The 25702-nt window shown below is 64.2% G+C and carries 24 protein-coding genes and 1 tRNA gene; 9 read left to right on the forward strand and 16 right to left on the reverse strand.

Features of this window, described 5'->3' with window-relative positions; all coding sequences use genetic code 11:
• Positions 1 to 114: 114 nt before the first annotated feature.
• The 4 genes from C2134_RS16055 to C2134_RS16070 all read right to left on the reverse strand — a co-directional run bounded on the left by C2134_RS16055 (position 115) and on the right by C2134_RS16070 (position 4946).
• Positions 115 to 792 (reverse strand): hypothetical protein, encoded by a 678-nt coding sequence (locus C2134_RS16055; RefSeq protein WP_199179962.1) that lies wholly within the window; start codon positions 790 to 792, stop codon positions 115 to 117.
• Positions 793 to 937: 145 nt separating this feature from the next.
• Complete coding sequence (gene rquA, locus C2134_RS16060; protein ID WP_043621044.1) at positions 938 to 1645, reverse strand: rhodoquinone biosynthesis methyltransferase RquA; 708 nt, start codon at positions 1643 to 1645, stop codon at positions 938 to 940.
• Between the two features lie 260 nt (positions 1646 to 1905).
• A complete protein-coding gene (gene xth / locus C2134_RS16065) occupies positions 1906 to 2679 on the reverse strand; it encodes an exodeoxyribonuclease III (RefSeq protein ID WP_103321142.1) in 774 nt (257 codons plus the stop codon).
• 230 nt (positions 2680 to 2909) lie between these two features.
• Positions 2910 to 4946: a M3 family metallopeptidase gene (locus C2134_RS16070; protein WP_103321143.1), complete on the reverse strand. Its 2037-nt coding sequence runs from the start codon at positions 4944 to 4946 to the stop codon at positions 2910 to 2912.
• Positions 4947 to 5047: 101 nt separating this feature from the next.
• Here C2134_RS16070 and C2134_RS16075 point away from each other — a divergent pair, with 101 nt between their 5' ends.
• Both C2134_RS16075 and C2134_RS16080 read left to right on the forward strand, forming a co-directional pair.
• Positions 5048 to 5593, forward strand: coding sequence for a gamma carbonic anhydrase family protein (locus tag C2134_RS16075; protein WP_103321144.1), 546 nt, complete (start codon positions 5048 to 5050; stop codon positions 5591 to 5593).
• Positions 5594 to 5596: 3 nt separating this feature from the next.
• Positions 5597 to 6091 (forward strand): RDD family protein, encoded by a 495-nt coding sequence (locus C2134_RS16080; RefSeq protein ID WP_103321145.1) that lies wholly within the window; start codon positions 5597 to 5599, stop codon positions 6089 to 6091.
• Between the two features lie 3 nt (positions 6092 to 6094).
• Here the strand turns inward: C2134_RS16080 and C2134_RS16085 are convergent, their stop codons facing one another.
• Positions 6095 to 7738 (reverse strand): methyl-accepting chemotaxis protein, encoded by a 1644-nt coding sequence (locus C2134_RS16085; protein WP_158248788.1) that lies wholly within the window; start codon positions 7736 to 7738, stop codon positions 6095 to 6097.
• A 352-nt stretch (positions 7739 to 8090) separates the two neighbouring features.
• Here C2134_RS16085 and C2134_RS16090 point away from each other — a divergent pair, with 352 nt between their 5' ends.
• A complete protein-coding gene (locus C2134_RS16090; RefSeq protein WP_199179963.1) occupies positions 8091 to 9725 on the forward strand; it encodes an APC family permease in 1635 nt (544 codons plus the stop codon).
• Positions 9726 to 9854: 129 nt separating this feature from the next.
• Here the strand turns inward: C2134_RS16090 and tpx are convergent, their stop codons facing one another.
• Positions 9855 to 10352, reverse strand: a complete 498-nt coding sequence (gene tpx / locus C2134_RS16095) for a thiol peroxidase (RefSeq protein WP_103321147.1) — start codon at positions 10350 to 10352, stop codon at positions 9855 to 9857.
• Positions 10353 to 10625: 273 nt separating this feature from the next.
• Between tpx and C2134_RS16100 the strand changes: the two genes are divergently transcribed.
• Positions 10626 to 11342, forward strand: a complete 717-nt coding sequence (locus C2134_RS16100) for a superoxide dismutase (protein ID WP_103321148.1) — start codon at positions 10626 to 10628, stop codon at positions 11340 to 11342.
• 11 nt (positions 11343 to 11353) lie between these two features.
• Positions 11354 to 12076, forward strand: coding sequence for a haloacid dehalogenase type II (locus C2134_RS16105; protein ID WP_103321149.1), 723 nt, complete (start codon positions 11354 to 11356; stop codon positions 12074 to 12076).
• A 105-nt stretch (positions 12077 to 12181) separates the two neighbouring features.
• Here the strand turns inward: C2134_RS16105 and C2134_RS16110 are convergent, their stop codons facing one another.
• From C2134_RS16110 to C2134_RS16120, 3 genes are all read right to left on the reverse strand, one after another.
• Positions 12182 to 14995, reverse strand: coding sequence for an ATP-binding protein (locus C2134_RS16110; protein WP_103321150.1), 2814 nt, complete (start codon positions 14993 to 14995; stop codon positions 12182 to 12184).
• Positions 14995 to 15765 (reverse strand): hypothetical protein, encoded by a 771-nt coding sequence (locus C2134_RS16115; protein ID WP_103321151.1) that lies wholly within the window; start codon positions 15763 to 15765, stop codon positions 14995 to 14997. Before C2134_RS16115 ends, C2134_RS16110 begins: the two co-directional genes overlap by 1 nt.
• A 156-nt stretch (positions 15766 to 15921) precedes the next feature.
• Complete coding sequence (locus C2134_RS16120) at positions 15922 to 17190, reverse strand: hypothetical protein (protein WP_233196480.1); 1269 nt, start codon at positions 17188 to 17190, stop codon at positions 15922 to 15924.
• 116 nt (positions 17191 to 17306) lie between these two features.
• On the opposite strand from C2134_RS16120, the gene C2134_RS16125 reads away from it, so the two are divergent.
• Together C2134_RS16125 and C2134_RS16130 are read left to right on the forward strand one after the other, a co-directional pair.
• The gene (locus C2134_RS16125) at positions 17307 to 18434 is read left to right on the forward strand and encodes a succinylglutamate desuccinylase/aspartoacylase family protein (protein WP_103321152.1); all 1128 of its coding nucleotides are present in this window, start codon (positions 17307 to 17309) and stop codon (positions 18432 to 18434) included.
• Positions 18435 to 18458: 24 nt separating this feature from the next.
• Complete coding sequence (locus C2134_RS16130) at positions 18459 to 18707, forward strand: putative hemolysin (RefSeq protein ID WP_103321153.1); 249 nt, start codon at positions 18459 to 18461, stop codon at positions 18705 to 18707.
• 122 nt (positions 18708 to 18829) lie between these two features.
• Here the strand turns inward: C2134_RS16130 and C2134_RS16135 are convergent, their stop codons facing one another.
• The 7 genes from C2134_RS16135 to rplU all read right to left on the reverse strand — a co-directional run bounded on the left by C2134_RS16135 (position 18830) and on the right by rplU (position 24317).
• A complete protein-coding gene (locus C2134_RS16135) occupies positions 18830 to 19597 on the reverse strand; it encodes an ABC transporter ATP-binding protein (protein ID WP_103321154.1) in 768 nt (255 codons plus the stop codon).
• A 20-nt stretch (positions 19598 to 19617) separates the two neighbouring features.
• Positions 19618 to 20331, reverse strand: a complete 714-nt coding sequence (locus tag C2134_RS16140) for an ABC transporter permease (RefSeq protein ID WP_103321155.1) — start codon at positions 20329 to 20331, stop codon at positions 19618 to 19620.
• The gene (locus C2134_RS16145; protein ID WP_103321156.1) at positions 20328 to 21017 is read right to left on the reverse strand and encodes an ABC transporter permease; all 690 of its coding nucleotides are present in this window, start codon (positions 21015 to 21017) and stop codon (positions 20328 to 20330) included. The genes C2134_RS16140 and C2134_RS16145 overlap by 4 nt, the downstream gene beginning before the upstream one ends.
• 140 nt (positions 21018 to 21157) lie before the next feature.
• A complete protein-coding gene (locus C2134_RS16150) occupies positions 21158 to 21937 on the reverse strand; it encodes an ABC transporter substrate-binding protein (protein ID WP_103321157.1) in 780 nt (259 codons plus the stop codon).
• 488 nt (positions 21938 to 22425) lie between these two features.
• Positions 22426 to 23586, reverse strand: a complete 1161-nt coding sequence (obgE, locus tag C2134_RS16155) for a GTPase ObgE (RefSeq protein WP_103321158.1) — start codon at positions 23584 to 23586, stop codon at positions 22426 to 22428.
• 131 nt (positions 23587 to 23717) lie between these two features.
• Positions 23718 to 23993, reverse strand: a complete 276-nt coding sequence (gene rpmA, locus C2134_RS16160) for a 50S ribosomal protein L27 (RefSeq protein ID WP_043621127.1) — start codon at positions 23991 to 23993, stop codon at positions 23718 to 23720.
• Between the two features lie 12 nt (positions 23994 to 24005).
• Positions 24006 to 24317 (reverse strand): 50S ribosomal protein L21, encoded by a 312-nt coding sequence (gene rplU / locus C2134_RS16165; protein ID WP_043621130.1) that lies wholly within the window; start codon positions 24315 to 24317, stop codon positions 24006 to 24008.
• Positions 24318 to 24500: 183 nt separating this feature from the next.
• Between rplU and ispB the strand changes: the two genes are divergently transcribed.
• Both ispB and C2134_RS16175 read left to right on the forward strand, forming a co-directional pair.
• Positions 24501 to 25481 (forward strand): octaprenyl diphosphate synthase, encoded by a 981-nt coding sequence (gene ispB / locus C2134_RS16170; RefSeq protein ID WP_103321423.1) that lies wholly within the window; start codon positions 24501 to 24503, stop codon positions 25479 to 25481.
• A 117-nt stretch (positions 25482 to 25598) separates the two neighbouring features.
• Positions 25599 to 25673, forward strand: a tRNA-Arg gene (locus C2134_RS16175).
• Positions 25674 to 25702 lie beyond the last annotated feature (29 nt).

A 25702-nucleotide genomic window follows, 5' to 3' on the forward strand; every position in this document is an offset into this window, starting at 1 on the left:
TATGCCGGCCTGAACGGGCCGCTTGCCGCATCCAGACGCCGCGCAAAACAAAAGGGAGGCCGAAGCCTCCCCAGTTTTTGTGCGAGCCAGATGCGATCTGGTTTTATTATTTTATTACTTGGCTGCCGAAGCGGCGGCCTTGTGTTGCTTCTTGCCGTGGTGCTTGTGGCTCTTCTTGGCCATCGGAGCCGAAGCGTCGGCCTTGGCGGCTTGAGCCTTCTGAGCGGAAGCTTCGTGCTTCTTGGCAGCGTGCTTGTGAGCCTTCTTGGCCTTCGGCGCGGAAGCGTCAGCCTTGGCGGCCTGGGCCTTTTGAGCGGCGGAGGCGTCCTTCTTGGCTACGTGCTTCTTGCCATGGTGCTTGTGGCTCTTCTTGGCCATCGGAGCCGAAGCGTCGGCCTTGGCGGCTTGAGCCTTCTGAGCGGAAGCTTCGTGCTTCTTGGCAGCGTGCTTGTGGGCCTTCTTGGCCTTCGGCGCGGAAGCGTCAGCCTTGGCGGCCTGGGCCTTCTGGGCGACCGGAGCGGAAGCGTGCTTCTTCACGCCGACTTTTTTCTTCGCGGCCTTGGCCGGAGCCGAGGCGTCGGCCTTGGCGGCTTGCGCTTTTTGAGCGGAAGCGGTGACTTTTTCAGCCTTCTTCGCGTGGTGGATCTTGGCCGGGGCTTTCTTTTCGGCTTTCTTGGCAGCCGGAGCTACCTTGGCGGCCGGGGCGGAAGCCGGGGCGGCATCAGCGGCGAAGCCGGCTGCGGAACTCAGGCCAAAAACGGCGGACAGGGCAAGAAGGGTCAGCTTTTTCATGATTCATCTCCAGATCGGTTGCGGAGGGAATCTCTCCGCCAGGCACCGTGTTTGGTGTTTCCTTGAGACGTATCCTAGCCCTGCCCCCTCCTGCCGTCTGTTAGTTGGATGTAAGGCCGTGTAACGCTACGTACATGCAGCGGCGTCAGTCTTTGCGGCGCGCCAGCACGATCTGGTACACCCCGCCGAACACGGTGCGCTTGCTCCACGCAAAACGATCCGCTTCGCGCGCGTAACTGTCGATGCCGTTGCGCCATAGCGCCTCGGCAAACGGCTCCAGCACGCGATTGACCCACTTCAACAGCCAGCCTATGGGCTGCCACGGCGCGGGACGGTGGTAATCGACGAACATCGCCCTGCCGCCAGGCGCCACTTGGGCCAGCATATTGTCGACAATGGCGGACTTCATGTTTTCCGGCACCTCGTGCAGCAGGAAGAAGCTGCATACCAGATCCTGTTGCTGCTCCGGCTGATAGCGGGCGGCATCGGCCCGCACCACCGCGGCCTGGCCATTGGCGGCCAGCTTGCCTTCGGCCAGCTCCACCTGGATGGGCGTGATGTCGGTCAATGTGAAGCGGCCCTCCTCGCCGACACGCTCGGCGGCGCGCTGCACCAGGTCGCCGTAGACATGCGCCACCTGCCACACTTTTTCGCCTGGACGGATTTCATCGAGATAGGCCCGCATCAGCCGCTGGTCATTGCCGAACAGCAGCGTGCGCACCACCAGCTTGTGGTCGAGCAGCCTTGCCTTGCGCGGATTGACATAAGCCCAGTCGTACACCTCGGTCATATAGCCGGGTACGTCCTGGTAGTAGGGATCGCCTGTGCTGGTACGCGTGTGTAGTGTGGTCATGGTGGGTTACCGGCTATGAGTGATGGAAACAGCTTAGCAAGCGCGCAGGCCTTGCGGCTTGAGCCAGGCCAAACCTTGGCCCAACCACGCGGAAGGCATATTCCATTGTATTTATAGACATCGCCGACGCCCTGCCGCGGACGTCATCGCTATCTATAGGCGATGCGCGCCGGCACAACCAGGCTAAACGCCGCAGGCTTGCGCCAAAACAAACGGCCCGGCGCAAGCCGGGCCGTACAGGCAACGCTCGACAGCCAGGATCAGTCGGCCAGCGTCAGCACCACCGGGGTATGGTCGGACGGGCGCTCCCACTTGCGCGGCGCCTTGTCGATCTCGCAGGACTGCGCGCGGGCTTTCAGGGCGTCGCTGACCAGGATATGGTCGATGCGCACGCCCTTGTTGCGGCGGAACATCATCTGGCGGTAGTCCCACCAGCTGTACTGTTTGTCCTCCTGGTTGAACAGCCGGAAGCTGTCCGACAGGCCCAGGGCGATCAGGCGGCGGAAGGCTTCGCGCTCCGGCGTGCTGCACAGCACTTGCTCATGCCAGCCCTCGGGGTCGTAGACGTCGCGGTCTTCCGGCGCGATGTTGTAATCGCCCAGCAGCAGCAAGTTGGGATGCCGGGCCAGTTCGGCGGCGACATGGCCCTCCAGCTTGGACAGCCACTCCAGCTTGTAAGGGTACTTGGGCGAATCCACCGCCTCGCCGTTGACGAAATAGGCGCAGATCACCCGCACGCCGGCCACGGTGGCGGTAATCACGCGCCGCTGCTCGTCGTCGTAACCGGGGATGCCGGCCACCACGTCCGTCATCTCCAGCGGCGCTTTGGCGAGGATGGCCACGCCGTTGTAGGTCTTCTGGCCGAACCAGACCGCGCGATAGCCGGCGGCTTCGATCTCCGCCAGCGGGAAGGCGTCCTGGTCCATCTTCAATTCCTGCAGGCACAGCACTTCGACGCCGGTATCGGCCAGCCATTGCAGCACCTGCGGCAGGCGAACTTTCAGGGAGTTGACGTTCCAGGTGGCAAAACGCATCGGCGGGCTCTCCAAATGACAGGCTAAAGGCCGACACCTTAGCAGCCGCGCGCGCGGCTGTGCAGGGGCCTTGGGCAAAAAAAACGCCTCCGCTGGTGCGGAGGCGTGGAATAGACACTATATCACTACCCCTGATACGCGTCTGGCTCGCTTGCTGCTCCGGAAGACAACCCTGAGCAAGAGATTAGAGCAAGCCAGTTCCGGGGGAGTTCCAACAATTCCAACTTTTTTTACGCGGACGCCGCCACCATGCCGGAATGGCGCAGCAAGGCGTCGATTTGCGGGTCGCGGCCGCGGAAGGCGCGGAACGATTCCAGCGCCGGACGGCTGCCGCCGACGGCCAGGATCTCGTTCCAGAAGCGCTTGCCGGTTTCCGGATTGGCCCCGCCCACTTCCTCGAAGGCGGCGTAAGCATCGGCGGACAGCACCTCGGCCCACTTGTAGCTGTAGTAGCCTGCCGCGTAGCCGCCGGCGAAGATATGGCCGAAGCTGTTGGGGAAGCGGTTGTAAGCCGGCGGGAAGTTCACCGCCACCTCGCGCCGCACCTCGTCCAGCAGCGCCAGCCAGTCGCCGTTGTCTGCGTCGAAGCTGCTGTACAGCATCAGGTCGAACAGGGCGAACTCCAATTGGCGCACCGTGGCCATGCCGCTCTGGAAGTTCTTGGCGGCCAGCATCTTGTCGTACAAGGCGCGCAGCAGCGCTTCGCCGCTATCGACGTGGGCGGTCATGCCCTGCAGCACGTCCCATTCCCAGGCGAAGTTTTCCAGGAACTGGCTGGGCAGCTCCACCGCGTCCCATTCCACGCCGTTGATGCCGGACACGCCCAGTTCGTCGACGCGGGTCAGCATGTGGTGCAGACCGTGGCCGAACTCGTGGAACAGCGTGATCACTTCGTCGTGCGTGAACAGCGCCGGCTTGTCGCCGACCGGTCGGGTGAAGTTGCAGGTCAGGTAGGCCACCGGCGTCTGCAGCGCGCCGCCGTTCTTGCGGCGGCCGCGCGCGTCGTCCATCCAGGCGCCGGAGCGCTTGCCGTCGCGGGCGTACAGGTCGAAATAGAAACTGCCCAGCAGCTCGCCATCCTTCACGATGTCGTAGAAGCGCACATCGGCATGCCATACCGGGGCGCGGCTTTCGCGCACCTCCACGCCGAACAGCTTGCCCACCACGCCGAACAGGCCCCGGATCACCTTGCCCTCGGGGAAGTACTGCTTCACTTCCTGCTCGGAGAACGCGTAGCGGGCGACGCGCAGCTTTTCCGCCGCGTAGGCCAGGTCCCAGGCCTGCAGCTCGGCGATGCCCAACTCGGTCTTGGCGAAGGCTTCCAGCTCTTCGCGGTCCTTCGCCGCAAACGGCTTGGCCTTGGCCGCCAGGTCGCGCAGGAAGGCGATCACCTGCTCCGGGCTTTCCGCCATCTTGGTGAACAGCGACAGCTCGGCGAAATTGGCGAAGCCCAACAGCTGCGACTCTTCGCGCGCCAGCTTCAGCTTCTCGCGGATGATGGGGCCGTTGTCGCGCTCGGCCGGGCCGAACTCCGACGCGCGCTGCACATAGGCCTGATACAGCTTTTCGCGCAGGCCGCGGTTGTCGGCATACTGCATCACCGGGAAATAGAACGGGAACTGCAGAGTAATCTTGTAGCCGGTCTTGCCGTCGCCCTCTGCCGCGGCGGCGAACATTTCCAGCGAATCCTCCGGCACGCCGGCCAGCTCGGCCTTGTCGTGGATGATCAGGCTGAAATCGTCGGTCGCGTCCAGCACGTTCTGTTCGAACTTGGCGGACAGCTCGGCCAGGCGAGTCTGGATCGCGGCGAAACGCTCCTTGGCCGCGGCCTCCAGCTCGGCGCCGGACAGGCGGAAATCGCGCAGATCGTTCTCGATGATCTTCTTGCGCGCCGCGCCATAGGACGCATGCTCCGCGCTGGCGGCCAGCGCCTTGAAGCGGGCGAACAGGTTCAGGTTCTGCCCCATCTCGGTCCAGAACTCCGAAATGCGCGGGATGTTGGCGTTGTAAGCGTCGCGCAGCTCCGGCGTATTGACCACGGCGTTCAAATGCCCCACCACGCCCCAGGCGCGCGACAGACGCTCGGTGGCGTCGGTCAGCGGCGAAACGAAGTTGTCCCAGCTCGGCTCGCCGGTTTCGGCCGTCAGCCTGGCCACGGTGGCGCGCGCTTCTTCCAGCAGGACATCGATGGCGGGGCCGATGTGCTCGGGGCGGATTTCTTCAAAACGCGGCAAACCGGAAAAATCGAGTAGGGGATTCTGGCTCATGGCTTCAACGTCCTGTTCAGTGGGGCCGATATGATAAAGGAATTTGCCTGCCGCGGCGCGTGCCCGGCACAATGCATCATTGCAGAAATAAGGACGAAACGATGAAAAGCAATATCCGCCCCTACGACGGCCACCGTCCCGCCATCGCCGACGGCTGTTATATCGACCCGGCCGCGGTGGTGATAGGCGAGGTGAAGCTGGAAGAAGGCGCGTCCGTCTGGCCCTGCGCGGTGATCCGCGGCGACGTCAACCATATCCACATCGGCGAGAACAGCAATGTGCAGGACCACGCCATGCTGCACGTCAGCCACAAGACCGCGGCCGATCCGCACGGCGCGCCGCTGATCATAGGCAAGCACGTCACCATCGGCCACCACGTGACGCTGCACGGCTGCACCATAGGCGACGAGGTGCTGATCGGCATCGGCAGCATCGTGCTGGACCGGGCGGTGGTGGAAGACCGTGTGCTGATCGGCGCCGGCAGCCTGGTGCCGCCGGGCAAGCGGCTGCAATCCGGCTATCTCTATCTGGGCAATCCGGTCAAACAGGCGCGCGCGCTGACCGAACAGGAACTGGCCTACTTCAAGTATTCCGCCGAGCACTACCTGCGCGTGGCGGACAAGCACAAGGCCAACCTGGAGGACTGAGCGATGGCAAGCGACCGCGATGAGGAACTGGAGTACGTCGGCTTCTGGGCCAGGACGCTGGCCAGCCTGGTGGACACCGTGCTGCTGCTGATCGTGTCGGCGCCGCTATGGTGGCTGCTGGCCCGGCGCGAGGTTCCGCAACTGGCCGATGCGATGCCCAGCCTAACCGAACTGGCCGGCCTGGGCAGCCTGGGCGAATTCCTGATCAACTACCTGCTGCCGGCCGCGGCCGTCATCCTGTTCTGGATCTACAAGAGCGCCACGCCCGGCAAGATGATGCTGGGCGCCAAGGTGGTGGACGCCGACAGCGGCGGCCCGCTGACGCCGGGCCAGGCGGCGCTGCGCTATCTGGGCTATTTCGTCGCTATCATCCCGTTCTGCCTGGGAATCGTCTGGGTGGGGATCGATCCGCGCAAACAAGGCTGGCACGACAAGCTGGCGCGCACCGTGGTGGTGCGGCGCAAACCGGCGCCGGTGTCGTTCCCGCGCCGCGGCTGAGACTCACGCCGCGCGCGGGAGCGGCGCGCGGAACGGCTTGCCCGCCTGGGCCGCCGCCGGCTCCTGCTTCGGCAGACGGAACCAGGCCAGCGCCTGCCCCAGGCCCCCGGCCGACTGCGCCAATTGCAGCATCAGCGGCTCCGCCGCCTCCATCTGGCTTTCGATGTCATGCGCCAGGCTGGCCAGCTCGTGGCCGTGCTGACGGATGGTGCCGCCGGCGCGGGCCTGCAGCTCGCGCGCGGTGCCGATGTCTTCCATCAACACGCCCAGGCGGCCCAGCGCGTCATCCACCAGGCCCAACGCGGCGTCCAGCGCCTGTTGCGATGCCTGGCTGTCGCGGCTGGCGCTGCCAGCGGCGGCAATCGCCTCGCCCAGCGCGCCCTTGGCGCGCTCCATCTTCTGCAGGCTGCCGAAAATCGCGCCGGTGGCGTTGGCGGTGCTTTCCGACAGCTTGCGCACCTCGTCCGCCACCACGGCGAAGCCGCGGCCGGCCTCGCCGGCCCGGGCGGCTTCAATCGCCGCGTTCAGCGCCAGCAGATTGGTCTGATCCGCCACGTCGCGGATCAGCGAGCTGATTTGGGAAATGGCGCCCACCGCCTGGCTCAGCTCCTGCATTTCCAGCGTGGCGTAGTCTATGCGTTCCACCAGCTGCCGCATGGCGTCGGCGTTGCACTCGCCCTGCCGTCTGGCCTGGGCGGTGGCCGTGGCGGCGCTGCGCGAATTGTCCAGCGCCGCCTCGATATGCTGCGCCACCTGTTCGGCGTGATCGGCGATTTCGGCCGCCGCGTCGTTGCACAGCCGGCTCTTGCCGGTCTGCTGCTGGCTGGCGTCGGCGCTCTTGCGCGTCAACAGCTGCAGGCGCTGGCTGTCGCGCAGATTGTTGCCGGCATGCAGCCTGACCTCGTCCAACAGGCTGGCCAGCCGGTCCAGAAAACGGTTGATGCGCGAAGCGGCGTGCGCCAGCTCGTCCTGGCCCTGGTCCGGCAGGCGCACCGCCAGATTGCCCTCGCTCAGCGCATCCGCCGCCCGCGCCATCGCCAACAAGTGGCGCTTCAAACGGCGGGCCAGCGTCAGCTGGATCAGCACCACCAGCGCGCTGGCCAAGGCCAGCGGCCCCAGGATCAACGGCGCGAGCCAGGCCAGCGCGGTCGCCAGCGCGGCCTTCTCCTGCAGCAGTTCGCCGTCGCGGCGGGCAAGCTGGCGATCGATCTCGGCGGCCAGCGGCACCAGGTCATTCAGATACGCCTGCTCCGGTATCGACAGCGCGTCCTGCGGCGCGGTCTCGGCGATGCGGATGGCGCTGCCCAAGTTGCGAACATATTCCTGCCAGTGGCCGCGCAATACGCCGGCAAAAGCCTGGCGATCCGCATCCGGCAGGCTGGCCAGGATTTCATCCTGCAATATGCCCACTTGGCGTTGCGCCTGCTTCAGGCGGACAGCGGTTTCCGGCAGTAAGGGATCGGCGCGGGAAAACGACAGGGAAACGGCCTTCAGCTGCTGCAGATTGCTGCTCAGCCGCTGCAGGCGGGTATAGCGATCGACATGCTGGGTAAAGGAATAAAGCTGCTGCCCGGTGACCGCCATCACCAGCGCCAGGCTGGCGAGCGTGAAGGAAATGGTCAGCCACAGGCATTTAATCAAAGACATGGCAGGCACTGCATACACAAGAGGAAGCCGCGAGTGTAGCCCTCGATTGTGACAAAAAGATTGCATTACATATAAGCAAACGCTGGCATAGAGCATTCACACTGCGTTACAATCCGCCGGCCATCCCCGGTGGCGAGCCGTATTCGGCTGCGGCGCAGCCAATCCCCGCCCACCTCACTCGGCAAGCGTGATGACGCGCCTGCCTTCCAGGCACTGCCTGCCCCGCGCAGGCGACATTCCAGAAGACCGGGCTACCCGGCACTGTGGGCAACACCCTCCTCCGGCAAGGCGCGCGCGCGCCAGCCAGGGACGGCTGTTGCCCTCCACCACGAAATTGACAGGAGATTCGCCCTTGCAACACCAACACTCCCGCCACATCGGCCCGATCGCGCTGATGTTGACCGGTCTTGGCTCCATCATCGGCTCCGGTTGGCTGTTCGGCGCCGCCCACGCCGCGCAGATCGCCGGCCCGGCCGCCATCGTCGCCTGGATCGTCGGCATGGTGATCATTCTTTCCATCGCCCTGAGCTATGCCGAACTCGGCGCCATGTTCCCGGAGTCCGGCGGCATGGTGCGCTATGCCCGCTACTCCCACGGTTCCTTGCTCGGCTTCATCGCCGCCTGGGCCAACTGGATCGCCATCGTGTCGGTGATTCCGATCGAGGCCGAGGCCTCGGTGCAATACATGAGCACCTGGCCCTATCCCTGGGCCCACGATCTGTACAGCAACGGCGAGCTGAGCACCGTCGGCCTGTCCTTCTCCGCCGTGCTGGTGGTGGTCTATTTCATGCTCAACTACTGGGGCGTCAAGCTGTTCGCCAAGGCCAACAGCGCCATCACCGTGTTCAAGGTGATCGTGCCCGCGCTGACGGTGGCCGCGCTGATCTACAGCGGCTTCCATTCGGAAAACCTGAACAATCCGGCGCTGGGCGGCTTCGCGCCGTTCGGCTGGGCCAGCGTGATGACCGCCGTGGCCACCAGCGGCATCGTGTTCAGCTTCAATGGCTTCCAAAGCCCGATCAATCTGGCCGGCGAGGCCCGCAATCCGGGCAAGAGCGTGCCATTCGGCGTGGTCGGCTCCATCCTGCTGGCGGCGGTGATCTACGTCGCGCTGCAGGTCGCCTTCCTCGGCGCGCTGTCGCCCAGCGATCTGGCCCACGGCTGGAAAGGCCTGGATTTCAGCTCCCCGTTCGCCCAGCTGGCCATGGCCCTGGGTTTGAACTGGCTGATGATGACGCTGTATTTTGACGCCTTCGTCAGCCCCAGCGGCACCGGCGCCACCTATATGGCCACCACCTCGCGCATGATCTACGGCATGCAGCGCAACGGCACCATGCCGGAGATCTTCGGCCGCATCCACCCGCTGTACCGCATTCCGCGTCCGGCCATGTGGTTCAACCTGGCCGTGTCCTTCGTCTTCCTGTTCTTCTTCCGCGGCTGGGGCACGCTGGCGGCGGTGATCTCGGTCGCCACCGTGATCTCCTACCTGACCGGCCCGATCAGCGTAGCCGCGCTGCGCCGCTGCGCGCCGGATCTGCCGCGTCCGCTGCGCCTGGCTGGTCTGAGCCTGATCGCGCCGTTCGCCTTCGTCTGCGCCTCGCTGGTGCTGTACTGGGCGCGCTGGCCGCTGACCGGCCACATCATCTTCCTGATCGTGGCGGCCCTGCCGGTGTACTTCTGGTACCAGGCCAAGGCCGGTTGGCCGGAGTTCGGCCGCGAGCTGAAAGGCGCGCTGTGGATGGTGCTGTATCTGCCGGCGATGGCCTTGCTGTCTTGGATTGGCAGCGCCGACTTCGGCGGCATCGGCATCCTGCCTTACGGCATCGACATGGCCGTGGTGGCCGCGGCTTCGCTGGGCTTCTACTACTGGGGCGTCAACAGCGGCTGGTACACCCGCTACCTGCGCGACGAGCACGACCCGGCGATGGTGGAAGCCATGCAGCAGGACGGCGAGTCCGCCGGCAAGCTGGCCGGCCAGCGCGGCTAAGCCACCCTATCCTTCGCTCAAAAACAAAGCCGACCCGGATGGGTCGGCTTTTTGCTTGCCTGCATTCCAGTCATCGCCTAGAACGCGCGATGAAGCCGACAGAATGATCGGCCCTGAATGGAATAGGAATTACAGCGCGGCCAGGGCGGCGGCGTAGTCCGGCTCGTCGGCGATCTCGCCCACCAGCTGGCTGTGCAGCACCTTGTTGTCGGCATCCAGCACCACCACGGCGCGCGCGGTCAGGCCGGCCAGCGGGCCGGAAGCCAGCTTGACGCCATACGCTTCGGCGAAGCCGCCGTTGCGGAAGGTGGACAGCGTCACCACGTTTTCAATGCCCTCGGCGCCGCAGAAGCGCTTCTGCGCAAACGGCAGGTCGGCGGACACGCACAACACCACGGTGTCGGCCAGCGCGGCGGCTTTCTCATTGAACTTGCGCACGGAGGTGGCGCAGGTCGGGGTATCCACGCTCGGGAAGATGTTGAGGATCTTGCGCTTGCCGGCAAAAGTGGCCAGCGTCACTTCGGCCAGATCGCCGCCGGTCAGTTGCAGCGCCGGTGCTTGCTCGCCCTTGGCCGGCAGCTTGCCCGCCACTTCCACCGGATTGCCGCGCAGGGTTACGGTTGCCATGTCTTGCTTCCTCGTCTGGGGTGAATGATGGCGATAGTGTGGAGCAAAGCCGGTGAAATTCAACCATGACAGGTTAATGGTTGTGCGCGGTTTTCTGTTCACGCCCCTCCTGCATGCCAACGTACTGGATTAATCGGTAAAATTGTCCCACGCTAAGAGTCGCGAACCAACCATCGAACAGACCGTGAGCCAAGTCGCGCCCCGCAGACAGCGCGGGGGATCAGCGGTTTGCTTAGTGGTTCTAAAACGATATCCACGGTAAAGGAGCGAAACATGTCCAGCCAAGACCGCAGCACCCCGACCACCTCGTCCCGCCGCAGCTTCCTGCTGGCCGCCGCCGGCTCGCTGGCCGCGCTGGCGCTGCCCACCCTCCCCCTCAGCGCCCGCGCCTCGTCGGCACAGGTTCTACCGCCGCTGCCCTATGCCGACAACGCGCTGGAGCCGGTGATCTCCGCCCGCACCTTGGGCTTCCACTACGGCAAACATCACAAGGCTTATCTGGATAACTTAAACAAGCTGATCGCCGGCCGCGACTACGCCGATCTGTCGCTGGAAGACATCATCAGCCGCTCGGCCAAACAAGCCGGCGATGCCGCCATCTTCAACAATGCCGCCCAGCTGTGGAACCACACTTTCTACTGGCGCAGCATGCGGCCGCAGGGCGGCGGCACGCCGCCGCAAGCCTTGCGCGAGAAGATCGAAGCGTCGTTCGGCAGCGTGGACGCCTGTAAGCAGCAGCTGGCCGGCGCCGCCATCTCGCAGTTTGGCAGCGGCTGGGCCTGGCTGGTGCAGGATGGCGACAAGCTGCGCGTGGTGAAAACCGGCAATGCCGACACCCCCATCACCGCCGGCCTGACCCCGCTCTTGAATGTGGACGTGTGGGAGCACGCCTACTATCTGGACTACCAGAACCGCCGCGCCGATTACGTCAACGCGGTGCTGGACAAGCTGGTCAACTGGGAGTTCGCGCAGCAGAACCTGAAAGCGTGAGCGGGGGCGTTATGCCAACGGAGCGCATCGCAGCGCTGGTGTTCGACGTGTTCGGCACCGTGGTGGACTGGCGCGAAGGCGTGGCGCGCAACGCCGCCGCCTTTTTGCAACGCCATCCCGGCGCCAGGCAGGATGCTTACGCCTTCGCCGACGCCTGGCGCGCCCGCTATTCGCCGGCCATGGAGGAAGTGCGCAGCGGACGGCGGCCGTTCACCCGGCTGGACCAACTGCATCGCGAAAACCTGGAAGCCGTCTTGCCGGAGTTCGGCATTACGCCAGCGGCGGTGCCGGAGGAAGAACTGCAATGGCTGAACCGCGCCTGGCACCGGCTGGAGCCCTGGCCGGACAGCGTGGAGGGATTGAGCCGGCTGAAGCGGCGCTGCGTCATCGCCCCGCTGTCCAACGGCAATTTCAGCCTGCTGCTGAACCTGGCCAAATACGCCGGCCTGCCCTGGGACGCCATCATGGGCGCGGAACTGGCGCAGGCCTACAAACCGATGCCGCAAGCCTATCTGCGCACGGCAGCGCTGCTGGACCTGCCGCCGCAACGGGTCTGCCTGGTGGCAGCGCACAACGGCGACCTGGCCGCCGCGCGTCGCTGCGGCTTCAAAACCGCCTTCATTCCCCGGCCGCGCGAATTCGGTCCCAATCAGCAGACGGACCTTATGGCGGAGCAGGATTGGGATTGGGTGGCCAAGAGTTTGGTGGAACTGGCCGGGATGCTGGGCGCCTGATTGCCAGCCACGCTCATCCGCATCGCCCTCCGTATGGCTGGCCCATCCGGGCAACAAACGCGCCATCCATGAAAAACGGGGCCGCTTTCGCTGCCCCGTTCTGGTTCATGCCTGCGGCTCCCCGTTGTCCACCCGCCGCCGCGTCTGCAGGATAGGCGGCGCCCAGGTTTCGCCGGGGCGCTTCTTGCGCGTGGCCAGCGTCAGCTCGGACGGCGCGAAGATGTTGATGTTGTGGGTATTCGGCGTGGTGATCAGGTACTGCGCTTCCGTCGCCTTGAGGAAGCCGGCCACGCGGTCGATGTTGAAGATGTCGAGGTGGGCGAACGGCTCGTCGATGAACACGAAGCCGGATGGGTTGGACTCGTCCATCATCAGGCCGATCAACAGGATCAGCGACTTCATCACCTGCTGGCCGCCGGAGGCCTCGCCGTCGTTCATGCCCATCATGCCCTTCTGGTCGAAGTTGAACTTCAACACCAGCCCGGCCTGCGCCAGCACCGCGTCGTCGTTCTCCAGCTTGGGCAGCTCCACTTCCACCTGGATGCCGGCCAGCTCGCCCAGCCGCTTCACGTTCTGGCCATAGGCGCGCACGGTGGCGCGCAGCTTGCCGATGTAGGCGGCGCGCGCTTCGTCGGTCAGCTCGCGCGAGCGGTCCACCTCGCCCTGGCGGCGCTGCCGCTCGCGGTCCAGCGACGTCAGGTCTTCCACCAGCTTGTCCTTCAGCGCCAGCACGGAATCATCCTGCTCCCAGTCGCCGCTTTGCAGCTTTTCTTCCAGGTAGTTCAGCTGGTGCTTGGCGTCGGCGGCGGTGTCAAACTCGTCCTCCAGCTGCGCCACATGCTCCGGCGTCAGCGCATCGGCAGGCAAACGCTGCGCCCACTCGCGCAGCTCGCTGATCAGCCGACGGAGCTGGCGGCGCGCCTGCTCCACTTCCTGCAACTTTTGATTGTACTTGGACAAGGTTTCCATCTCGCGCTGGCACACGCGGTCGTGCGCCAGCCGCGCGTCGCCGTAGCGCTGGTCGGCGGCGTCTTTCTCCGCGCCGGCGTCGGCCAGCGCCGCTCCCTGGCGGGCGATTTCGGCTTCCAGCTCGGCCTTGCGCGACTCCAAGGCGGCGAACTCGTCGGCGCGGCTGTCCAACTGGCGAATGGCGTCCATGCCGCCCAGGTACTCGGCCAGGCCCGCCGCCTCGCGGGTGGCGGCCACCAGCCGCTCCTCGTCGGCCAGGATGCGCACATTGAGCGATTTCAGCTCATCGCGCACGGCCAGCAGGCGCGACTGCCGCGCCGCTTCGCCAAACGCGTATTCATGCATGGGCACGCCGATGTGGCGCGCGCCGCGGCGTTCGCGGAAATAGCCGTCGCGGGTGATCCAGTCGCCATCGACGTTGGCGCCTTCGTTCGCATTTTCCACCCGCGTCACGCTGTTCATCTGGCGGTAAAGCCACTCCGGCGCGTCGGCGGAGAAGCGCACCACTTCCAGCAGGCTGCCCTTGGCGGCGCGCGGCGGCGCGGCGCGTTCCGGCACCACAAAATGGCGGTAGCGCAGCTTTTCGCCGATTTTCCAAGCCTCGCGGCGATCCGACTCCCTGTCCAGCAGCACCACGTGGCGGTAGCCGCGCAGCAGCGCCTCCACCGCGCCCTGCCAGTTGGAGTCCATCACCTCGACGATGTCGGACAACATGGCGTGGGCGATGCCGGCCTCGTCCAGCGCCGCCTTGAACTGGCGCACGTCCTCCGGCGAACGGCCGCGGCCGATCTCCAGCGCCTGCAGGTGTTCCGAGCTTTCCTGACGCTGCTTTTTCAGATCGCGCAGGCCGTCTTTCAGTTGATCCGCCTCGGCGCGCAAGGCGGCCAGCTTGTCGGCCAGCTGCGCGGCGTCGGCGCCGTATTCCTTGCCGGCCAGCGCCTGCAACCGGTCGCGCTCCTTCAGTTGGCCCGCCACGCCGGCGTGCTCGCCCTTGGCCTTCATGAAGGCTTCCTGCGCGGCCTGGCGCACGGTTTCCGCCGCCGCGCGCGCCTCAGCGGCGCTGACCTCGGCCGCCTTCAGCTTGGCCATCAGCGCCAGGGTATCGGCATGCTCGGCGCGGGCCTGGTTCAGCACATGGTAGCCGCCGCGGTAGTCATGCCACTGCTTGCCAAACGATGCCTTGGCGTCCAGATAAGCCAGCACCGGCAAGGCTTCGTCGCGCAGCCGGGCGATGCCGGTCTGCAGCTGCTTCCATTCCAGATAGCGGTTGGCGCGGTTCTTCATCGCCTCCACCCGCACCTGCAGCGCCTCTTCCTGGCGGCTCAGCGCCTCCAACTCCAGCTCGGTGGCGCGCTGCTCGTCGCGGGCGCGCTGGTAGTTGTCCAGCACGTCCTTGTCGCCGAACACCTGGAACACCAGGTCCAGCAATTGGCGCGGGCTGTATTCGGTCAGTTTGTCGGTATCGCCCTGCTCCAGCGCCAGCACCTCGGCCACCGCCGGCGTCAGGCCGGCCGCCTCCAGGCGGCGGCGGTATTCCTGCACGCCCAGCCATTGCGCCTGGCCCTCGGCGTGCTCCAGCGCGATGTCGCCGTCCAGAATGGCGTAATGGCGCACCCAGTCGCCGCCCTGCTTCTTGATGCGGCACAGCAGCGTCACCGACTCGGACACGATGGGGAAGAACGGCGTCGGGTACAGGCCGCCGCTTGGCCGCCGCGGGTTATCCACCACGCCGCGCAGGTAGGCGAAGGCTTCCTTGTTGTTGCGCACGTAGCGCTTGTAGTCGCGCTTGCCGGAGCACTTGATGGCCAGCAGCGTGCGCATCGCGTCCAGCAGGGTGGTCTTGCCGGAGCCGTTGGGCCCGATGATGGTGACGATTTGCGCGTCCAGCGGCACGCTCAGCCGCTGCCAGAAGTCCCAGTGCACCATTTCGACGGATTTCATCTGGAACATCAGCGCGTCTCCTCGTCCGCCGCGTCTTCTGGCGGCAGATCAAACAGCGGGCCGGCCGACTCGACATCGTCCGCCCCGATTTCCTCGTCAATCTCGTCGGCCATCTCGTCCGGCGCGCGCTTGTCCGCCAGCGCCTCGCGGCCTTCGCGCCGCAGCAATACGTCGGCCAGCGCGCCCTCGATGATGCGCGGCGCCAGCTGGGCGTAGTCGATCATCAGGTCCAGCATCGGCCCCTCGTCCAGCCAGCGGTTGCGGCGCACGACGAAGCCCAGGTTGACCAGCCGGCCCAGGTTGGCGTTGAAGCGGGTGCGGCCGCCCAAGGCCTTGCCGAAGTCCGCGTACAGCGCGTCCTCGGAAATGCCGGTGGACACTGTCTCGCCCGTCTCCAGCGGCTTTTGCGCGCCGAACATATCGCTCTGGCTCTCCTTTCCAGCCTCCACGCGGGCGATCTGCCGCTCGCGCTTGGGCAGGATGATCAACGCCCACAGGATCACCAGCAAGGCCACGCCGTCGCGCGGCAAGCCCAGATTATTGTTGAGCCAGGCGTCGCCGGAGCCGAACACCGGCTCGGTCATTTCCGGCAGCAGCGCCACCGCGATGTATTCGGCATACGGATTTTCCACCAGCCGCAGGCCGACGGCGGCCAGGCTCTTGTCCAGCTCAGCGCGGAAGATGTCGTCCAGCAAGGCCTTGCGCGCCAGGGTGTCGCCGCGCGGCACCACGCGCTGCGCCAGCAGCCGGGCGGTGAGGGTTTTGATTTCGTGTTCCATATCTTCTCTTGCCACGAACCCCACGAAAAACACGAAAATATCCAAAGAAAGATTGATTTGAAAGCTGTCTTCTTCAGCCCTCAGCGGGAGGACTAAGCATCTCGCTGAATTTGCACTTTTCGTGTCTTTCGTGGTTTTCGTGGCGAAATAAAGGGTTCAACTCTTGGGTTGCGCCGCCACCAGCCTGGCATCCGACAAAGTCGCCACCTCCGGGTGGTCCGTCTCGATTACCGCGTCGCCGCCCTGCAGGCTGAACGGCAGCTTGGCCAGCGCGGCGACGATGCTTTGATCGTTGCTGGTTTCCGGATCGCCGATCAAGGACAACAGGGACAGGCGATAAGCGGTTTCGTTGTAGCTGTCGGCCAGCACCGCCTGACTGATGTGGGCGTCGGCCGCGCCGCTCATGCCCAGCTGCAGCAGTGCGTCGTACAGGTCCTCGGCTTCCAGCAAGCGTTCCATTTCCGGCGCGTCCGCCAGCGGCGCGGATTCGCTGCCGGGCAGCACCTGCGCGCCGGCTTTGGCGCGCTCGCGGGCCAAAAGCTCGAACTCGGCCACGTCGGCCAGCTCCGGCGTGGACAGGAAGGCTGGCTCCGGGCAGATGGACCAGGCGTCGGCTAGTTTGCCGGCCAGCGTGGCCGCGCCCTGGCGGCGCAGCCAGTCGGCGATGTCGGTGGAGGTGAGGCCGGAGTTGCCCAGATGCACGCGCTGCGCGGCCAGCTGCGCCAGGCGGCGCTCGAAGGTGCCGGCCAGCGCCAGCATGCGGCTTTGCGCCAGCGCGATGGCCTGGGCCTGGTTCAGCACGGTCAGGCTCAGCGACTCGTCCTGGGTCAGGCTCTTCACCACCTCGGTGGACTTGGCCACCCAGCGCCACACGGCCTCCAGCCGGTGCTGGGCGGCTCGGATGCGGAACTCGGACTGCGACTCCAGCGCTTCCTCGAATTCCGCGTACAGCTCGTTGAGCCTCGCCAGCAGGTGCTTCAGCGCTTCGTCCGACACCTGGCCCACGGCCTGGCCGGCCGCCACCTGGCTGGTGAGATAGCCCAGCTCGACGTCGTCGCCAGCGAAATCCACCATGGTGGCCAGCGCCGCCAGCGCCACGCGCGCGCCTTCGGACAGCTGGTAGACGCCGCCGTCGCTGTCGTAAACCAGCAGGTCGCCCTCGCGCAAACGCCCCAGAATGGTGGCCAGTTTGGTATCGTTAAGATAAGAGAAGCGCTGGGCGATTTCCTGCGGCGTCCACATGGGCGCCTCGGCGCGGCCGCCCAGCTCGCGCAGCACCAGGAGGCGCATCAGCACTTCCTCGTCGCCGCCGCGGAACAGCGTGACGAAAACGGACAGATAGCCCCAGGCGCCCTGCAGCCGCGATACCGCCTGCAGCGAGCCGGGCTCGATGCCGGGCTGGAAGAAATCGGACAATGAATCCAAGCGCGCTCCGCTATGGAGTGAATCAAAGCGCAGATTGTCCCGGCGGCCCGCCGCTTCGTCAACGCGGCGGCGCGTTTTATTGAAGCTGCGCGCCCAATCATTCAAGAGGAGAAGCCATGCACACCCGCCATCATCCGCTGCTGTCGCCCAGCCTGGGCAGCCAGCGCGCGCTCACCAGCTTTCATTTCGGCCAGCCGGGCAGCGGCGAAAAAGTCCACATCCAGGCCAGCCTGCACGCCGACGAACTGCCCGGCATGCTGGTGGCCTGGCATCTGAAACAGCGGCTGCGCCAGCTGGAAAACGAGGGCGCGATCCATGGCGAGATCACAGTGCTGCCTATGGCCAACCCCATCGGCCTGAACCAGAACCAGCACGGCCGGCTGATGGGCCGCTTTGAGCTGATGAGCGGGCAGAACTTCAACCGCCATTACCTGCCGCTGGCCGAGCCGGTGTTCGCCGCCGTGCGCCAGCAACTGGGACCGGATGCCAAGGCCAATACCCGGCTGATCCGCGAGGCGATGCGCGCCGAACTGGCCAAACAACTGCCGCAGACCGAGCTGCAAGCGCTGCGCCACATCCTGCACAGCATGGCCTGCGACGCCGACATCGTGCTGGACCTGCACTGCGACAGCCGCGCCGACATCCACCTGTACACCGGCACGCCGCTGTGGGACCAGTGCGAGCCGCTGGCGCGCTATCTGGGCGTGTGCGCCAGCCTGCTGGCGGAAGACTCCGGCGACTACCCTTTCGACGAGGCCTGCAGCCAGCCGTGGTGGCAGCTGCGCGACCTGGCCGCCCAGGCCGGGCTGTCCGCGCCCATCGACATGGCCTGTCTGGCGGTGACGGTGGAATTGCGCGGCGAGTGGGACGTCAACCATGAATACGCCGCCAAGGACGCCGAGGCCATCGTGCACTTCCTGCAGCACCGCGGCGTGATCGCCGGCGATGCGCCGCATCTGCCGCCGCTGCGCCATCCGGCCACGCCGCTGGCCGGATCGGAAGACCTGCTGGCGCCGCACGCCGGCGTGGTGGTGTACCGCGCCGAGCCAGGCAGCCAGCTCAGCCCCGGCGACCTGGTGGCTGATGTGATCGATCCGGTCAACGATAGCGTGAGCCAGGTCTGCACCGAGCGCGGCGGCGTGCTGTACGCCAGCAGCGACCGTCCCTACGCCACGGCCGGCCTGTGCATCGCCCGCGTGGCCAGCCGCACCGCTTACAAAACCGGTAAGCTGCTTACCGCCTGATCAACGATAGAAACGAGAATTCGAATGAAACACACTTATGCCCTGATCGCGCCGCTGGCGCTGCTGCTGTCCGCCTGCGCGCAAAACACGCCGCCGGCGCAGGCGCCCATGGTTGGCATGGCCAATCCGGCCTCGGTCTACTGCGTGCAGCAAGGCGGCAAACTGTTGCCGCAAAAGGACGCCGCCGGCAACGAATACGCGCAGTGCCAGCTGCCCGATGGCCGCACGGTCGAGGAATGGGCGTATTACCGCGCGCAGCATCCCGCGCAGTAACGCCCGCTTATCCACAGGCTCGGCCCAACCCTTAAGTTACCCACAACTGACGGGGCCGCCCAAAAACAAACCCGCCGGCTGACGACTCCGGCGGGTTTCCTTCCCCCTTGGCAGGGATAGTTTTACTTTAGACTACCCGACAGGAAAGCCTTCAACCGTTCGCTCTTGGTATTGCCGAACACCTCGTCCGGATGGCCTTCCTCTTCCACCAGCCCCTTGTGCAGGAACATCACGTGATTGGACACGTTGCGGGCGAAGCCCATTTCGTGCGTCACCACGATCATGGTGCGGCCTTCCTCGGCCAGCGCCTGCATCACCTTCAGCACTTCGCCCACCAGCTCCGGGTCCAGCGCCGAGGTCGGCTCGTCAAACAGCATCACTTCCGGCTCCATCGCCAGCGCTCGGGCAATGGCCACGCGCTGCTGCTGACCGCCGGACAGGTGGGCCGGGTACTTGGCCTGGGCGCGCTCGTCCAGTCCCACTTTGGCCAGGTATTTCTTGGCGCGGGCCAGGGCTTCGTCGCGCGACAGGCCCAACACATGCACCGGCGCCTCGATGACGTTTTCCAGCACCGTCATGTGGCCCCACAGATTGAAGTGCTGGAACACCATGGCCAGTTTGGTGCGCATGGTTTGCAGCTGCTTCTGGTCGGCCGGGATCAGCTCGCCGCGCTTGTCCTTGGCCAGGCGGATTTCCTCGCCGTTCAGCGCGATGCTGCCCTGATTCGGTTTTTCCAGGAAGTTGATGCAGCGCAGGAAGGTGCTCTTGCCCGAACCGGACGAGCCGATGATGCTGATCACGTCGCCGGCCTTGGCCTTCAGCGAGATGCCTTTCAGAACTTCGTGATCGCCGTAGCTCTTGTGAATGTTGCTGATAGTCAGCTTGTCCATCTAAATGATTCCCCAGTGTTTCAGCTCTTGGTCGGGCGCAGGTAAGCAAGCCAGCGCGCTTCGGCCTTGCGGAACAAGCCGACCAGGATAAAGGTGATGCTCAGGTACAGCAGCGCGGCCAGGCCGAACGCGTTGAAGGAGTCGTATGTGGCGGCGTTGACGTCGCGCGCAACCTTCAGGATGTCCGGCACGGTGGCGGTAAAGGCCACGGTGGTGGCGTGCAGCATCAGGATCACTTCGTTGCTGTACGCCGGCAGGGCGCGGCGCAAGGCAGACGGAATGATGACCCGGCGATACAGCGTGAAGTTGCTCATGCCATAGGCGCGGCCGGCTTCGATCTCGCCATACGGCGTGGCCTTGATGGCGCCGGCGAAGATCTCCGTGGTGTAGGCGCAGGTGTTCAGCGCAAACGCCAGGATGGTGCAGTTGTAGCCTTCGCGGAAGAAGTGGTTCAGGAAGCCCACCTCGCGCACCACGTCCAGGCTGTACATGCCGCTGTAGAAGAACAGCAGCTGCACATACAGCGGCGTGCCGCGGAACACGTAGGTGTACAGCCACACCGGACGCGACAGCCACTTGATCTTGGACACCCGCGCCACCGACAGCGGCACCGACGCGATGAAGCCGAAACCTACCGACAGCACCAAAAGCCACATGGTAACAGCCAGGCCGGACAGGTGGTAGCCATCGGTCCACAGAAAGGTCTTCCAGAATTGCTGGATGATGTCGATCATAGGTCCGCCTCCCGCACACCCATAGAATAGCGGCGCTCCAGCCACATCAGCACGAAATTGGACAGCGTGGTCAGCAGCAGGTAGATCGCCCCGGCCACCAGCGTGAAGAAAAACACTTTGTAGGTGCTTTTGCCCGCGTCCACCGAGGCCTTCACCACATCGGCCAGGCCGATGATGGACACCAGGGCGGTGGCCTTCAGCATCACCTGCCAGTTATTGGAAATGCCAGGCAGCGCAAAGCGCATCATCTGCGGGAATTGCACGCGATGGAACACTTGCCAGCCGCTCATGCCATAGGCGATGCCGGCCTCGATCTGCCCCTTGGGCACGGACAGGAAGGCGCCGCGCAGCGTCTCGGTAAAATAGGCGCCGTAGATGAAACCCAGCGTGACGATGCCGGACACGAACGGGTCCAGGTCGATCTGATCGATGTGCATCGCCTCGGTAATCTTGTTCATGCCGATCTGCAGGCTGTAGAAGATCAACAGCATCAGCACCAGATCGGGCACACCGCGCACCAAAGTGGTGTACACGGTGGAAATCCCGCCCAGCACGGGATTGTGCGACAGCTTGGCGCCCGCGCCAAAGAGGCCGATGACGAAGGCGAGCAGCAGCGACAGCACCGACAACTCAAGCGTCACCAGGGTCCCCTGCCAGATAATGGGACCGAATCCATCCAGAAACATTGTGTTCCCCTTGTCGAGCGGCCGCATCCTTCAGCTTATATTGCCGAATGGAAAGCGGCCCTCCAGATCAATACGCCCCGGCAAAGCGGGGCGCATCACTACGTCGGGCGAGCGGCTGCGCCGCCCTCCCGCTGGCGGCATCAGCCGCCGTACACGTCGAAGGTGAAGTATTTCTTCTCGATCTTCTTGTAAGTGCCGTCCTTCAGCATGCCGGCGATGGCTTTGTCGATGGCGGCCTTCAGATCGGTGTCTTCCTTGCGCAGGCCGATGCCGGCGCCTTCGCCCAGGGTTTGCGGGTCAACCAGGTTGGCGCCGGCAAAGGCGAAGCCCTTGCCTTCAGGCTTCTTCAGGAAACCCATGTCGGCCTGCACGGCATCCTGCAGCGAGGCGTCCAGGCGGCCTGCGGTCAGGTCGGCCAGCACCAGGGTCTGGTTTTGGTACGGAACCACTTCCACGCCGGCCGGCGCCCAATGCTTCTTGGCGTAGGCTTCCTGGATGGTGCCCTGTTCCACGCCCACGCGCTTGCCCTTCAGCGAGGCCGGCGTCGGCATCAGGCCGGAACCAGCTTTGGCCACCATGCGGGTCGGGGTATTGAACAGCTTGGCGGAGAAGGCGATTTCCTTCATGCGCGCCTCGGTCATCGACATCGACGACAGCACGCCGTCGAACTTCTTGGCTTTCAGCGCCGGGATCATGCCGTCGAAATCGTTTTCCACCCACACGCACTTGGCCTTCAAGCGTTTGCAGATCTCGTTGCCCAGGTCGATGTCGAAGCCGACGATCTGGCCATTGGCGGCCTTGGATTCAAACGGCGCGTAGCTGGCGTCCACGCCAAAGCGGATTTCCTTCCAGTCCTTGGCGTAAGCGCCCACGGAGGCGGCCATCAGGCCGATAGCCAGCGCAGCAAGTGCCTTCTTCATGCGATTCTCCTCATCAAAGCAATGCGAACTCTTGTTTCGTCGACCGGCGAGAACGCCGGCATTTTGTCACCCAGGCACCCCAGCGCCCGGAACGGAACTGCAAACTGCTCGTGATTCGGCCAGGCCAAGAGTCTGTTCAAGGTCTAAGGCTTGGCTGCACCATGTTATATAGTTAGAGCAATTTGTCTAGCAAGACGGATTTTCTTGCTATGCCGCAATCATTTACTGGGCATATGCAGCCAAGCTAAGCAGATTCCGTGCCACGGAGCCCTTCAAACCGGCGGCTGGCTTGGCGTTTTCCCCTGAGGACAAAATACAACATCCAATTGACTTGTGAAGTAACGGCGCGTGAAAAGATCGGTGTACAACAAAGCGACGAAAATGAGCGAAAATCGGTCAAAAGCCCATATTTTGCCCAAATTGAATAAAAAAACGGGCTGGATATGCCTCCAGCCCGTCTTCCATACCATGAAAACCTTGCGTTTTCGTTACACCTCGTCACCCTCGCTTACCGTCGGCGCTTCCGGCGTGATCAGCTTCTGCTTGGCGGCTGCGGCTTGCTGCTGCAGCGCCTCGGCTTCCTTGCGCGCCTCGGCGCGCACCACGTCCAGATAGGACATGATGGCGAAGGTCAGCTCGCGGGTGCCTTCGTGGTTCAGCGCGGAGATGGTGAACACGCGCGGCGCCTTGATGTCGAAACCGAAGGAATCGTCCGGCGGCGTCTGCGGCCAGCCGTAGGCGTTGAGGAAGGCGGACACGGTCAGCTCGCGTTCGTCCTCCGGCAGCATGTCCACCTTGTTGAGCACCAGCCAGCGCGGCTTGCTGTACAGCTCCTCGTCGTACTTCTTCAGTTCGTCGACGATGGCGCGCGCCTCGCGCACCGGGTCCACATTCGGGTCAAACGGCGCGATGTCCACCACGTGCAGCAGCAAGCCGGTGCGCTGCAAGTGCTTCAGGAAGCGGTGGCCCAGGCCGGCGCCTTCGGCCGCGCCTTCGATCAGGCCCGGAATGTCGGCGATCACGAAGCTGCGGGTATCGTCCATCCGCACCACGCCCAGATTGGGGTGCAGCGTGGTGAACGGATAATCCGCCACCTTGGGACGCGCGGCGGATACCGCGCGGATGAAGGTGGACTTGCCGGCGTTGGGCATGCCCAGCAGGCCCACATCGGCCAATACCTTCAGCTCCAGCTTCAAGGTGCGCTGCTCGCCATCCTCGCCCGGCGTGCACTGGCGCGGCGCGCGGTTGGTGGACGACTTGAAGTGGATGTTGCCCAGGCCGCCCTTGCCGCCCTTGGCGATCATGACGCGCTGGCCGTGATGCGTCAGGTCGGCCACCAGCTCGCCGGTGTCGTGGTCGGTGATCACGGTGCCTACCGGCATCTTCAGTTCGATATCGTCGCCGCCCTTGCCGTAGCAATCCGCGCCGCGGCCGCGCTCGCCGTGCTGCGCCAGGTATTTCTTGACGAAGCGGAACTCCACCAGGGTGTTGACGTTCTCGTCGGCCACCGCGTACACGCTGCCGCCCTTGCCGCCGTCGCCGCCATCCGGGCCGCCAAACGGCACGAATTTTTCGCGGCGGAAGCTGGCGACGCCATTGCCGCCGCGTCCGGCCATCACTTCAATCCGGGCTTCATCGATGAATTTCATTGCTCAAAACCTCTGTCTAGCGAGGAGTCAGGCGTCAGGATTGGAGCCATCCAACCCTCACGCCTTGCCCCTCGGGTATGAAAAAAGCCCTATCGAAGGATAGGGCTTTCTCGGGTGCCAGAAAGCGAAAATTATTCGCCGTCTACGCCGGTGTACGGAACCACGTTAACGGTCTTGCGCTGATGCGCGCCCTTAACGGTGAATTCAACGTAGCCATCAACCTTCGCATACAGGGTGTGGTCCTTGCCCTGGCCGACGTTTTCGCCAGCGTGGAACTTGGTGCCGCGCTGACGCACGATGATGGAACCTGCCGGAATCAGTTCGCTGCCGTAAACCTTAACGCCCAAGCGTTTGGCTTCGGAGTCACGACCGTTGCGGGAGCTACCGCCTGCTTTTTTGTGTGCCATGACTGTTTATCCTTACTTCGAAATCGCGTCGATGCGGATTTCGGTGAAGTTCTGACGATGACCCTGATGCTTCTGGTAGTGCTTACGACGACGCATCTTGAAGATGCGGATCTTGTCGCCACGACCGTGGGCAACTACGGTAGCCTTGACGGTGGCACCGGCTACCAGCGGGGCGCCTACAACAACCTGTTCACCGTCAGCAATCATCAGCACTTCTTCAAGTACGATCTGGCTGTCGATGTCTGCAGGTATCTGTTCTACTTTAAGTTTTTCACCGATGGCAACCTTGTACTGCTTGCCGCCGGTTTTTATGACCGCATACATTCGCATGAGCTCCTGAATATTGAATCCCCGCACCTGATGCGCAAGGGAACGCGAGACTATACGTGCCCGCCCTCAACTTGTCAATAATTTCATCGACTTATGCGGCGAACACGGCGGCATGGCGGCTGCGGGGGCTTTTCTGGTAAGATTCCGCACTTTGGCGTACCCATCGCAACGATTAAACTGGTTGAAAACGTGTCCACCCCGCTTTTCCGAACCCTGATAGCCGCTGACATGCAGACCGTAGATCGCGTCATCCGCGACCGTCTGCACTCTGATGTCGTACTGATCCGCCAAGTGGCGGAATACATCATCTCCGCCGGCGGCAAGCGCCTGCGCCCGGCGTTGACCCTGCTGTCGGGCCGCGCGCTGGGCTACCAGGGCGCGCACCTGTTTGAACTCGCCGCGATGATAGAGTTCATCCACACCGCCACGCTGCTGCACGACGATGTGGTGGACGAGTCCGACCTGCGCCGCGGCCGCAAAACCGCCAATGCGCTGTTCGGCAACGCCGCCAGCGTTCTGGTGGGCGACTTCCTCTACACCCGCGCCTTCCAGATGATGGTGACCACGCGCAGCATGGACATCCTGGAAGTGATGGCCGAAGCCACCAACATCATCGCCGAAGGCGAAGTGCTGCAACTCTTGAACATCGGCAACACCGACGTCAGCGAGGACGATTACCTGAAGGTGATCCAGTACAAGACGGCCAAGCTGTTTGAAGCCGCCGCCCGCGTGGGCGCGCTGATCTCCGGCGCCGCGCCGGAACAGGTGCAGGCCATGGCCGACTACGGCATGTACCTGGGCACCGCCTTCCAGATCATCGACGACGTGCTGGACTACAGCGGCGACGCCGAGACCATAGGCAAGAGCCTGGGCGACGACCTGGCCGAAGGCAAGCCGACGCTGCCCCTGATCTACACCATGCGCAATGGCAGCCCGGAGGCGGCCACGCTGGTGCGCGAAGCGCTGGAACACGCCAACCGCGACCGTTTCCACGACGTTTTGAATGCGGTACAATCCTGCGGCGCGCTGGAATATGCCAAGAATGAAGCCGTGAAAATGGCCGAACAGGCCATTGCCTCCTTGCAGAACATTCCCGAATCGGAAACCTGCCAGGCCCTGATCGAGCTGGCCCGCCTGTCGGTGGACCGCAGCGCCTAAGCGCGCCCAAGTTTCTCAAGCGTCTCCGTAGTTAAATGGATTGACTTACTTGCATTTTCCAGTTAATTCAATAACTTGCAGGAGACAAAAAATAGTGCGTAGCACTTTTATAGCACTGCTGCCGTAGTTCAACGGATAGAACGGCCGCCTCCTAAGCGGCAGATACAGGTTCGATTCCTGTCGGAAGCGCCAAACTAAAGCCCGCACAAGCGGGCTTTATC

Origin of the sequence: Chromobacterium sinusclupearum (assembly GCF_002902845.1) — a bacterium.
GTDB lineage: Bacteria > Pseudomonadota > Gammaproteobacteria > Burkholderiales > Chromobacteriaceae > Chromobacterium > Chromobacterium sinusclupearum.

Excerpts from the sequence above, each read along its gene's own strand:
- C2134_RS16055 (WP_199179962.1), bottom strand. The coding sequence starts at position 792 with ATGAAAAAGCTGACCCTTCTTGCCCTGTCCGCCGTTTTTGGCCTGAGT.
- rquA (WP_043621044.1), bottom strand. The coding sequence starts at position 1,645 with ATGACCACACTACACACGCGTACCAGCACAGGCGATCCCTACTACCAG.
- xth (WP_103321142.1), bottom strand. The coding sequence starts at position 2,679 with ATGCGTTTTGCCACCTGGAACGTCAACTCCCTGAAAGTTCGCCTGCCG.
- C2134_RS16070 (WP_103321143.1), bottom strand. The coding sequence starts at position 4,946 with ATGAGCCAGAATCCCCTACTCGATTTTTCCGGTTTGCCGCGTTTTGAA.
- C2134_RS16075 (WP_103321144.1), top strand. The coding sequence starts at position 5,048 with ATGAAAAGCAATATCCGCCCCTACGACGGCCACCGTCCCGCCATCGCC.
- C2134_RS16080 (WP_103321145.1), top strand. The coding sequence starts at position 5,597 with ATGGCAAGCGACCGCGATGAGGAACTGGAGTACGTCGGCTTCTGGGCC.
- C2134_RS16085 (WP_158248788.1), bottom strand. The coding sequence starts at position 7,738 with ATGTCTTTGATTAAATGCCTGTGGCTGACCATTTCCTTCACGCTCGCC.
- tpx (WP_103321147.1), bottom strand. The coding sequence starts at position 10,352 with ATGGCAACCGTAACCCTGCGCGGCAATCCGGTGGAAGTGGCGGGCAAG.
- C2134_RS16100 (WP_103321148.1), top strand. The coding sequence starts at position 10,626 with ATGTCCAGCCAAGACCGCAGCACCCCGACCACCTCGTCCCGCCGCAGC.
- C2134_RS16105 (WP_103321149.1), top strand. The coding sequence starts at position 11,354 with ATGCCAACGGAGCGCATCGCAGCGCTGGTGTTCGACGTGTTCGGCACC.
- C2134_RS16110 (WP_103321150.1), bottom strand. The coding sequence starts at position 14,995 with ATGTTCCAGATGAAATCCGTCGAAATGGTGCACTGGGACTTCTGGCAG.
- C2134_RS16115 (WP_103321151.1), bottom strand. The coding sequence starts at position 15,765 with ATGGAACACGAAATCAAAACCCTCACCGCCCGGCTGCTGGCGCAGCGC.
- C2134_RS16125 (WP_103321152.1), top strand. The coding sequence starts at position 17,307 with ATGCACACCCGCCATCATCCGCTGCTGTCGCCCAGCCTGGGCAGCCAG.
- C2134_RS16130 (WP_103321153.1), top strand. The coding sequence starts at position 18,459 with ATGAAACACACTTATGCCCTGATCGCGCCGCTGGCGCTGCTGCTGTCC.
- C2134_RS16135 (WP_103321154.1), bottom strand. The coding sequence starts at position 19,597 with ATGGACAAGCTGACTATCAGCAACATTCACAAGAGCTACGGCGATCAC.
- C2134_RS16140 (WP_103321155.1), bottom strand. The coding sequence starts at position 20,331 with ATGATCGACATCATCCAGCAATTCTGGAAGACCTTTCTGTGGACCGAT.
- C2134_RS16145 (WP_103321156.1), bottom strand. The coding sequence starts at position 21,017 with ATGTTTCTGGATGGATTCGGTCCCATTATCTGGCAGGGGACCCTGGTG.
- C2134_RS16150 (WP_103321157.1), bottom strand. The coding sequence starts at position 21,937 with ATGAAGAAGGCACTTGCTGCGCTGGCTATCGGCCTGATGGCCGCCTCC.
- obgE (WP_103321158.1), bottom strand. The coding sequence starts at position 23,586 with ATGAAATTCATCGATGAAGCCCGGATTGAAGTGATGGCCGGACGCGGC.
- rpmA (WP_043621127.1), bottom strand. The coding sequence starts at position 23,993 with ATGGCACACAAAAAAGCAGGCGGTAGCTCCCGCAACGGTCGTGACTCC.
- rplU (WP_043621130.1), bottom strand. The coding sequence starts at position 24,317 with ATGTATGCGGTCATAAAAACCGGCGGCAAGCAGTACAAGGTTGCCATC.